Below are 828 nucleotides of genomic sequence, written 5' to 3'. Positions count from 1 at the left end.
ATTATAGCGGCGCGCCAGGACGGGCTTGTGGTGGCCGCCACCGACAACAACGCGCAGGGCGATGTCTATGCCGACCGCCTTCGCGGGATCGCCGCTGAGATGGGGTGCGATTTCCAGCGGCTTCGTCCTCATAGGGAAGATTGGAACGAGGAGCTTCGTGCCCGGCGCCGCGAGAATTCGAGAGGCTGACCGAGTGCATGATCGTCGGCGCCGAATGGGCCGCGTCTCGACCGAAATGCAATCAGCCGATGGCCTGAAGAACCAACTCAGGGACAGACTGATTTGCGAGTTGGGCAGGAAAAGAGGGAAGAGGGAAGAAGGAGAATGTGGAAATGCCGCATGCCCGCCGGCCGCGTCAAGGGTGAAGCTTCGCCCGGCTGCGCCGGCCCTTGACCCGGCCGGACGGAGAGGCGGCTGCGGGGGAGGTGTCAGGAAGGACTGAAGAGAAATGGTGACATCACGAAGGTGTACCGCGCTTCAGCCTAGACGAGGCCTTGAAGGAGCCCAGCCATGACCCTCTCATCAATCCGCAAAGTCTACCAGGGCATCGCCGATCGCCGGCAGATGTTCCGGATGTTCGATCGGCACGCCCGGCGTCCGGACCGTTGGGCAAATGATGACAGCGCGCTCTATCGCGGGGAATGGTTCGAACTGGACCAGGCCGGCCACGATTACATGTTCGAGATCCTGCCGCCGCTCTGGATGCGCGGCGAGATGTTTGCCATGCGCGAGTTCCTGACAGGCTCGATCACCAGCATCTTCCTCACCCTCAGGATCGATGGTCGGATTCGGTATTTCCACGGCTATTGCGACCTCGCCGACAAGGGT

2 protein-coding genes are annotated in these 828 nt (G+C 61.8%); both read left to right on the top strand.

Features of this window, described 5'->3' with window-relative positions; all coding sequences use genetic code 11:
- Positions 1 to 189: toprim domain-containing protein (locus RCCGE510_RS34390; protein WP_192815380.1), on the top strand; the 189-nt coding region annotated here is incomplete at its 5' end.
- A gap of 321 nt (positions 190 to 510) precedes the next feature.
- Positions 511 to 828: DUF1419 domain-containing protein (locus tag RCCGE510_RS32665; protein WP_007637958.1), on the top strand; the 318-nt coding region annotated here is incomplete at its 3' end.

It is taken from the genome of Rhizobium sp. CCGE 510, from assembly GCF_000292525.1.
In the GTDB taxonomy this organism is placed as follows: domain Bacteria; phylum Pseudomonadota; class Alphaproteobacteria; order Rhizobiales; family Rhizobiaceae; genus Rhizobium.
The sequence above is the reverse complement of the archived record's forward strand: the minus strand, read 5'-3'. Positions and strand labels throughout refer to the sequence as shown.